Below are 7,846 nucleotides of genomic sequence, written 5' to 3' on the forward strand. Positions count from 1 at the left end.
TCATCATTGTTGAGCCATCGCCGGTTCTGCCGAGAGTATTGCCGCAGCACGTTCCGGACGACGCGGAATAAACGAGACAACCCAGGCCACCAGCATGGTGAGCGAGCGGAAAATAACCTTCACCGACGGCGGCGAAAACTCCGCCAGGTGACGATATCCACGGAATCCCAGCTTCAGGATATCCAGCAGGCTTTCCATCGGTTTATCTTCCGGGAAGCTATCCTGCCAAAGCGCCCACGTATCTGCGCGGGCAAACGTACACTGCACAAAATCAATATGCTGCCGATTGCTTAACGGCAACAGCTGTAAACCCACTTCACTGCCGTTAACCCGCGCAACCCGTACAGGGAAGCTGTACTCCTGCTGCCCGCGTTTGAGCAGCAGCTTGACGTGCTGGCCTTCCAGCACCTGCGCCTCGCCGTGAATTTTGACGCCAAGCCCACCGTCGGAGTAGTCATGAACGGTGCAGGAAAACAGATGGCCATCTTCGCGAGCAATCGCTGCCGGCATCGACATCTCTACACGATGCGAGCGCCGCACCTGCTTGCTTTCGACCGACACGGCCACCGCGCCGCCGAGAATAATCAGGTTATAGAACACCCAGATGATACTCACCCAGACGGTCAGAACTTCGTTTTCCGGGCCGTACATAAAGCGCCAGATACCCACGACGACGCCGACCAGATTCAACAGCACAAGGTAGATATAGGGACGAGAAATCACCCAGTCGACGTACTCGTCTTCCACCAGCCCGCCCTTCGCGGTGACGTTGAATTTGCCCTTGTGCGGATTTATCAGCGCGACAAACGTCGGCGGAGCGATATACCAGGCCAGCACCGTTTCGTAGATTTCACTCCAGAAAGAGTGGCGATATTTACCCTGAATCTTCGAGTTAGTCAGGCTGGCGTGAATCATATGCGGCAGAACGAACAGAGCAATCATCAGCGCGGGGGCGTAAATGATATAGGCGTGCAGCAGCAAAAACGCCAGCGGCGCGGTCAGGAAGATCAGGCGCGGAATACCGGACAGGAAGTGCAGCATCGCGTTGACGTAGCAGACGCGCTGCGCCAGCTTCAGCCCTTTGCCAAACAACGGGTTATCGAGACGGAAAATCTGCACCATCCCTCGCGCCCAGCGGATACGCTGACCGATATGCGCCGACAGGCTCTCCGTCGCCAGCCCGGCCGCCTGCGGAATACGCATATAGGCGGAAGTGTGGCCGCGGCGATGCAGGCGCAGAGAGGTATGGGCATCTTCAGTCACCGTCTCCACGGCGATACCGCCAATTTCATCCAGCGGGCCGCGGCGGATTACCGCGCAGGAGCCGCAGAAGAAGGTGGCGTCCCACATGTCGTTACCATCCTGCACCAGGCCATAAAACAGCGTGCCTTCGTTCGGCGTTTTGCGAAAACGCCCGAGGTTGCGTTCAAACGGGTCCGGGGAGAAGAAGTGGTGCGGCGTCTGCATCATTGCCAGTTCTTTCTCTTTCAGGAACCAGCCCATGGTCATTTGCAGGAATGAGCGTGTCGGCACGTGATCGCAGTCGAAAATCGACACAAACTCGCCTTTGGCGTACTTCAGCGCATTATTGATATTCCCGGCTTTCGCGTGTTCATGAGTGGTGCGCGCGATGTAGTGCACCCCGACGTCTTTAGCGAACTGGCGGAACTCTTCGCGCCCGCCGTCGTCGAGGATCCAGATATTGAGCTTGTCCTTCGGCCAGTCGATCCCCTGCGAGGCATAAATGGTGTTTTTCACCACGTTGAGGTCTTCGTTATAGGTCGGCACGAAGATATCCACCGTCGGCCACTGCGCCATATCCTCCGGCAGCGGCACCGGCTGGCGGTTGAGCGGCCAGACGACCTGGAAATAGCCCAGCACCAGCACAACCCAGGCATAGGTTTCAGCGAACAGCAGAATGATCCCACACACCAGGCTTACCGGGTCATCCCAGTTGAGTGTTGAGGTGTAACGCCACCAGATATAGCGACAGGAAACGGTTAGCGAGAGCACGATCAGCATCAGCGCTGAGAAGCGCCCTGGAATACGGCGCACCAGCAACGCGACGCCCCACAGCAACAGCAGGAAAATAAACTGCGACAGCGGATTAAAGGGCTGAGTAATACAGAGCAGTGCCAGGATCAGCGAGAAAAACGTCACCGTGCCGAGAATCAACCGTCTCAGCTTCGGGTTCAGGTGTGCCAGCTCTTTGTGTTTATCTAAATGGCTAGTGCGGGCATTAACCTTCTCCGGCAGCTTTTCCAGCCATTGCGCATAGCGTCCCTGCACACCTTCGAGGGCGACCAGCGAACGCCAATTGACCTTTTTATCCGGCTCCGGCACCCGGGTCGCCAGCAGCCATAAGGATTGCAGCAGGTAGCGAATCGGGTCCAGCGGGCGCGGGCGATGCGGATTGATATGCGGGAAAAATTCATCATGGCGCTCGCGAATCGCCTGCCAGCGCGGCGTTTCCAGCGGCATAAACGCCCACGCCAATGACGCCCACAAGCAGCCCAACGCGGCCGCCAGCCACGACGCACCGTGCCGACGATAATCACGATAGCGCTCGCTCAGTCGTTCGCCAACCGGTGGAGCCAGCAGTAGGGTACTCAGGCGAATCATTCAGCCCCCTTGCCGACATAGTGCAGCAGGCACCAGTTGGCAAGCGTGAGTATCTCTTCCGCCGCCAGAGAATCCTGACGATATTCGCCGAGCGGCTGCTTCGCCGCCAGACACTCCGCCATCGCCTCATCGCGATGAATCGTCACCGGCAAAATGCGGCGCTGACTCTCCAGCCACAGCTGATACAAATCTTCCTGCAGCTGGCTGCCGACGCGCAGATCGTTGATCAGAATATCGCTATTCGTCGGTAATGCCTGCTGATGCAGGCGAATATGGCTGTTACCGTCCGGATGGACCACCACCAGCGTGCGGTCGCATACGTTGATTAAGGCGCGAGTCAGCGGCGAATAGCCGTCCGGCAGGTCAATCAACAGCCAGCGGTGAGCGCCCTGCTGATGGAGCTTTTGCACCATTTCGGCCATCGGCGAAAGCATCGACTGAAGCTGGTCAATATTCTCGCGTTCACCCGGTTCGAGCTGACCAAACGGCAGCAGATCGATATGCGAAGTGTAGCGAAGTCCGGCATCACGCCAGTCATCGCCGTCGATCATCGCACGCGCCCAGCCCACTTTGTGGCTAAAATCGACGTTGAAAAAAAAGCGCAGCATATTGTCCGGGCTGGCATCAACCACCAGTACGGTTTCCCCGAGTAATTGCAGCGCCCAGGCTAGCGCAGCGGTAATCGATGTGGTGCCAGTGCCACCGCGCACGCCTTGTAATCCCAGAATAGCCATCAACGGCTTCCTTACTTTTTCTCAGCTAATTCAGCCAGTAATGGCCAGCGTTTCAGCGCCGCGGTTAACTGCTCGCGTCGGGAAATGTCGTGGTAATCAATATCAGGCAGGGAAAATGCCCGGCTTAATGCCAGAAAATCATTTTGAAAGGTGTAACCCAAAGTCGCATCGGTGGGTACAGCTGGCTCTTTTGCTGGCATTTCTCTGTCCGTTGGAAAATACAATAAATTAAACTACGAGGTATTTGTTCATCCTTAAATTAGGTTTACATGCTAAAACTGATGTCCTTTAATTTCAATGTTAGGTTTACTCTGGCGCTTTCGCTAGTAAACTGATCAAGTGTAAATCAGGTCTCACGAGGGACGCCGTGGATATCGTATATTCTTTGGGTATTTCATCATTATGGGACGAAGTACGCCATATGCCCGTTGGTGGAGTATGGTGGCTTAACGTTGACCGCCATGTCGACGCGGTAAGCCTGCTTAACCATACGCTTGCTGCCCAGGATAAAAAAAGCCAAGTGGCAGCGATCGTTATGGGAGATAACCCCAAAGAAATCATTTCATTAGAAAAAGATATTGGTCCCGAAAAGGTCGCATTATTTACCATGCCAAACCGCATTGAAGGCCTGGAGGAGATGCACCGGGATTTAGTTTGTTCCCTCGAACCTGGCAATTATTTATTTATTCTGCTATGTGCCGAAAACGCCTGGCAGAATATTAAAAGTGAAGAATTATGCAACTGGGTTGAAAAATCATATCGCTGGGCTAAATACCATCATTGTTCCCTATTAGTACTTAATTCTGGGCATGATATCGATAAACAGCTTTCCCCTTTATTACGCGAGTATCGTTCTCTTGCCGGTCTGGCAAGTATTCGTTACCAGGGTGACAGCCACCTGTTTGATATTGCCTGGTGGGGAAGCGAAAAAGGAATAAGCGCCCAGCAGCAACTCACTGTTTTGCACGAAGAAAATGGCTGGCGACTGGCGCAGGATGAGGAAACCGTCGTTCAGCCACGCAGCGACGAGAAGGTCGTCCTCAGTAACCTGCGAGTACTGGAAGGGGCGCCCGCACTTTCCGAGTACTGGAAACTATTCGATACCAACGACGCTGTTTTCAATGCCGGACGGATGGCGCAGGCGGCGACGCTTATCTTCTCCATTACCCAAAACGAGCAGATTGAGCAGTTGGGACGCTATATCCACACGCTGCGCCGCCAGCGCGGCAGCGCGTTAAAAGTGATCGTTCGCGAGCAGACCCCAAGCCTGCGCGCCACCGATGAGCGACTTTTGCTAAGCAGCGGCGCAAATATGGTTATCCCCAGCAGCGCACCGCTTTCGCGCTGCCTGACGCTAATTGAAAGCGTACAGAAACAGAAGTTTACCCGCCATATTCCGGAAGATTTCTCCACCCTGCTCACCTGGAGTCAACCGCTAAAACTGCGCGGCTACCAGAAGTGGGATGCCTTCTGCGAAGCGGTGCATAATATTATGGCTAACACCATGCTGCCCGCCGATAGCAAAGGCGTAATGGTGGCGCTACGTCCGGCACCGGGCCTGCGCGTCGAGCAGGCGCTGACGCTGTGTAAACCCAACCGCATGGGCGACATCATGACTATTGGTAACAATCGTCTGGTGCTGTTCCTGTCGTTTTGCCGCGTAAACGATCTCGATACCGCGTTAAACCATATTTTCCCTTTGCCTACCGGCGATATTTTCTCTAACCGAATGATTTGGTTTGAAGATAAGCAGATATCCGCTGAAATTATGTTGATGCGCGGCATCATGCCAGCGAACTGGAACACGCCTCTGCCTATTTCTCTGGGCAAGAATGAGACCATCAACGCGACCCATGATGGGCGAAGCTGGCGTCGAAACCCTGAGCCACATCGCTTATCCATCGATGGGGAGCTAAATCTATGATGTCTATTGCCGATATTATTCAGTTGGTCGTCCTGTGCGCCCTGCTGTTTTTCCCGCTGGGATACCTGACGCGCCACTACCAGCGGCGTATTCGTACCACGTTACGACTGATGTTCTTTAAACCCCGTTATGTCAAACCGGCTGGCGTGTTGCGCCGGGAAACGGCATCCAGGCAAGGCAAATCAACAAAATGACCAATCCAAAAACAACCGCTGCATCGCTTCCGCTCTGGCGGTACTGGCGCGGCTTATCCGGCTGGAACTTCTACTTCCTGGTGAAGTTTGCTTTGCTGTGGGCGGGATACCTTAATTTTCACTCGATGCTGAACCTGGTGTTTCTCGCCTTCTTATTGGTGCCAATTCCGCAGTATAAGCTGCACCGCCTGCGCCACTGGATAGCGATCCCGCTGGGCTTTATGCTGTTCTGGCACGATACCTGGCTACCCGGTCTGGAAAGCATCTTCAGTCAGGGTTCGCAGATTGCTGGCTTTAGCGCAGACTACATCTGGGATCTGGTGACCCGCTTTATCAACTGGAATATGGTTGGCGCGTTCTTTGCCCTGCTGGTCTTGTGGCTGTTTATCAGCCAATGGCTACGGGTGACGGTTTTTGTCTCGGCGATCATGGTCTGGCTGGTTGTTAGCCCGCTGCTGCCCTCTTTTACCCTATGGCCAACAGGTCAACCTACGGCAGCGACGGCAAATACCGCAACCAATACCGGCGGCGGTACCGCTATCGCCACCAATACCGCCCCGGCAAATAACGATATTCCACCGCAAACGGAGTCGCCAACGTCGGCCAATCTGACCAACTGGCTAAATACCTTTTATGCCTCTGAGCAGAAACGTAAAACGCCTTTCCCTGACGCGCTCCCGGCCGACGCTCAGCCGTTTGATGTATTAATTATCAATATCTGTTCTCTGTCATGGTCAGATATCGAAGCCGCCGGGTTAATGGATCACCCGCTGTGGAAGCATTTCGACCTGCTGTTCAAAAACTTTAACTCAGCGACCTCTTACAGCGGTCCGGCGGCGGCTCGCCTGCTGCGCGCCAGCTGTGGTCAACTCTCTCACGCTAACCTGTATCAGCCGTCAGGTAATGAATGCTACCTGTTTGAAAACCTGGCAAAGCTGGGCTTTACCCAGCAGTTGATGCTTGGGCATAACGGTATCTTTGGCGACTTCCTGAAAGAGCTTCGCTCGTTGGGCGGTATCCAGAGCCCACTGATGGATCAAACTGGCCTGCCGGTGATTCTGCAAGGATTTGATGGTTCACCGGTTTATGACGACCAGGCGACGCTAAACCGCTGGCTGCAGACGCTGGATAAACTGGACACACCGCGCACCGCAACCTTCTACAACACGCTGCCGCTGCATGATGGCAACCACTATCCGGGCCAGAGCAAAACCGCAGACTATAAAGCCCGTGCGCAGAAGTTCTTCGATGAGCTGGACAGTTTTTTCACTGAGCTGGATAAATCAGGTCGTAAGGTGATGGTCATTGTCGTGCCGGAACACGGTGCGGCATTGAAAGGCGACAAAATGCAGGTTTCCGGCCTGCGCGATATTCCAAGCCCCTCAATTACCAACGTCCCGGCAGCGGTGAAGTTTTTCGGCATCAAGGCGCGGCATCCCGATGCGCCGATCACAATAGATCAGCCAAGTAGCTATCTGGCTGTTTCGGAGCTGGTAGTTCGCGCACTGGATGGCAAGATGTTTGGCGAAAACGACATCAACTGGCAGCAGTATATTGCTAATCTGCCGCAGAGCGCGGCGGTCTCGGAAAACTCCAACGCTATCGTGATTCAGTATCAAGGTAAACCTTATGTCCAGCTAAACGGCGGCAGCTGGGTGCCTTACCCACAATAAAACGAAAAAGGCCGCAGGATATTACCCCTGCGGCCCCGTTCGGGCGCATGCTGCCATTAAGGCAGGCAGATACCCACAGACCGGTTACTTCCGGTTATCCATCCGGCTCACGATGATGCTGACAAGAATGCCAGCCAGCACCGGAGCCGCCAGATCGTCCCAGAGTACCAGGCCTAACTGAGCGAGCGTCATACAGCCGCCTTTGTTGCAATGGCAACCGTTCGCGGCTATCCTCGAATTGTCTAGATGCGAGGTTAGCCCCCGATACGTTGCCAGGTTTTTACCAAACAACGTGCGGGGGTTTTCTCTTTCCAGCAACCAATTCATCTATGCCGCCGGGGTTCAAGCCCCCGCAACATTGCGCCTCACCGGGCGAGCCCGGCTTGCCGGTGATTCTACGGCCCCGAACAGCCCCCCGCATCTCACCATTACGCACCGTGCGAGACGCCTTCCAGTATCATTTTGGGTTGCTGCAATAAACGAAAAAGGCCGCAGAGTTTCACCCCTGCGGCCCCGTTCGGGCGCATGCTGCCATTAAGGCAGGCAGATGCCCACAGGCCGGTTACTTCCGGTTATCCATCCGGCTCACGATGATACTGACAAGAATGCCAGCCAGCACCGGAGCCGCCAGATCGTCCCAGAGCACCAGGCCTAACTGAGCGAGCGTCATACAGCCGCCTTTGTTGCAATGGCAACCGT

The 7,846-nt window shown here is 54.8% G+C and carries 8 protein-coding genes; 3 read left to right on the plus strand and 5 right to left on the minus strand.

Annotation, left to right across the window (positions count from 1 at the left end):
* Positions 1–3 precede the first annotated feature (3 nt).
* From bcsA to bcsR, 3 genes are read right to left on the minus strand one after another with little or no spacing between them, the layout of a single operon-like run.
* On the minus strand, positions 4–2,622 hold the full coding sequence (gene bcsA / locus QVF11_RS13530; protein WP_287857448.1) for a UDP-forming cellulose synthase catalytic subunit: 2,619 nt from the start codon (positions 2,620–2,622) through the stop codon (positions 4–6).
* Positions 2,619–3,356, minus strand: coding sequence for a cellulose biosynthesis protein BcsQ (gene bcsQ / locus QVF11_RS13535; RefSeq protein WP_287857450.1), 738 nt, complete (start codon positions 3,354–3,356; stop codon positions 2,619–2,621). The genes bcsA and bcsQ overlap by 4 nt, the downstream gene beginning before the upstream one ends.
* 11 nt (positions 3,357–3,367) lie before the next feature.
* Entirely contained in the window at positions 3,368–3,556 is a 189-nt protein-coding gene (bcsR, locus tag QVF11_RS13540; RefSeq protein ID WP_004106713.1) for a cellulose biosynthesis protein BcsR, read from the minus strand.
* Between the two features lie 167 nt (positions 3,557–3,723).
* On the opposite strand from bcsR, the gene bcsE reads away from it, so the two are divergent.
* Genes bcsE through bcsG form a run of 3 tightly spaced genes read left to right on the plus strand, consistent with a single transcriptional unit; the run spans position 3,724 to position 7,147 of the window.
* Positions 3,724–5,280, plus strand: coding sequence for a cellulose biosynthesis protein BcsE (bcsE, locus tag QVF11_RS13545; RefSeq protein WP_287857453.1), 1,557 nt, complete (start codon positions 3,724–3,726; stop codon positions 5,278–5,280).
* Positions 5,277–5,474 (plus strand): cellulose biosynthesis protein BcsF, encoded by a 198-nt coding sequence (bcsF, locus tag QVF11_RS13550; protein WP_110276212.1) that lies wholly within the window; start codon positions 5,277–5,279, stop codon positions 5,472–5,474. The genes bcsE and bcsF overlap by 4 nt, the downstream gene beginning before the upstream one ends.
* The gene (gene bcsG, locus QVF11_RS13555) at positions 5,471–7,147 is read left to right on the plus strand and encodes a cellulose biosynthesis protein BcsG (RefSeq protein WP_287857457.1); all 1,677 of its coding nucleotides are present in this window, start codon (positions 5,471–5,473) and stop codon (positions 7,145–7,147) included. Before bcsF ends, bcsG begins: the two co-directional genes overlap by 4 nt.
* A gap of 84 nt (positions 7,148–7,231) precedes the next feature.
* On the opposite strand, the gene QVF11_RS13560 is transcribed toward bcsG, so the two are convergent.
* Together QVF11_RS13560 and QVF11_RS13565 are read right to left on the minus strand one after the other, a co-directional pair.
* The gene (locus tag QVF11_RS13560; protein WP_110276214.1) at positions 7,232–7,339 is read right to left on the minus strand and encodes a type I toxin-antitoxin system toxin Ldr family protein; all 108 of its coding nucleotides are present in this window, start codon (positions 7,337–7,339) and stop codon (positions 7,232–7,234) included.
* A gap of 370 nt (positions 7,340–7,709) precedes the next feature.
* Positions 7,710–7,817 carry a type I toxin-antitoxin system toxin Ldr family protein gene (locus QVF11_RS13565; protein ID WP_110276214.1) on the minus strand — a complete coding sequence of 36 codons (108 nt, stop codon included), beginning with the start codon at positions 7,815–7,817 and terminating at the stop codon, positions 7,710–7,712.
* Positions 7,818–7,846: the final 29 nt, after the last annotated feature.

It is taken from the genome of Klebsiella sp., assembly GCF_027492335.1.
Taxonomy (GTDB): Bacteria; Pseudomonadota; Gammaproteobacteria; order Enterobacterales; family Enterobacteriaceae; genus Klebsiella; species Klebsiella huaxiensis.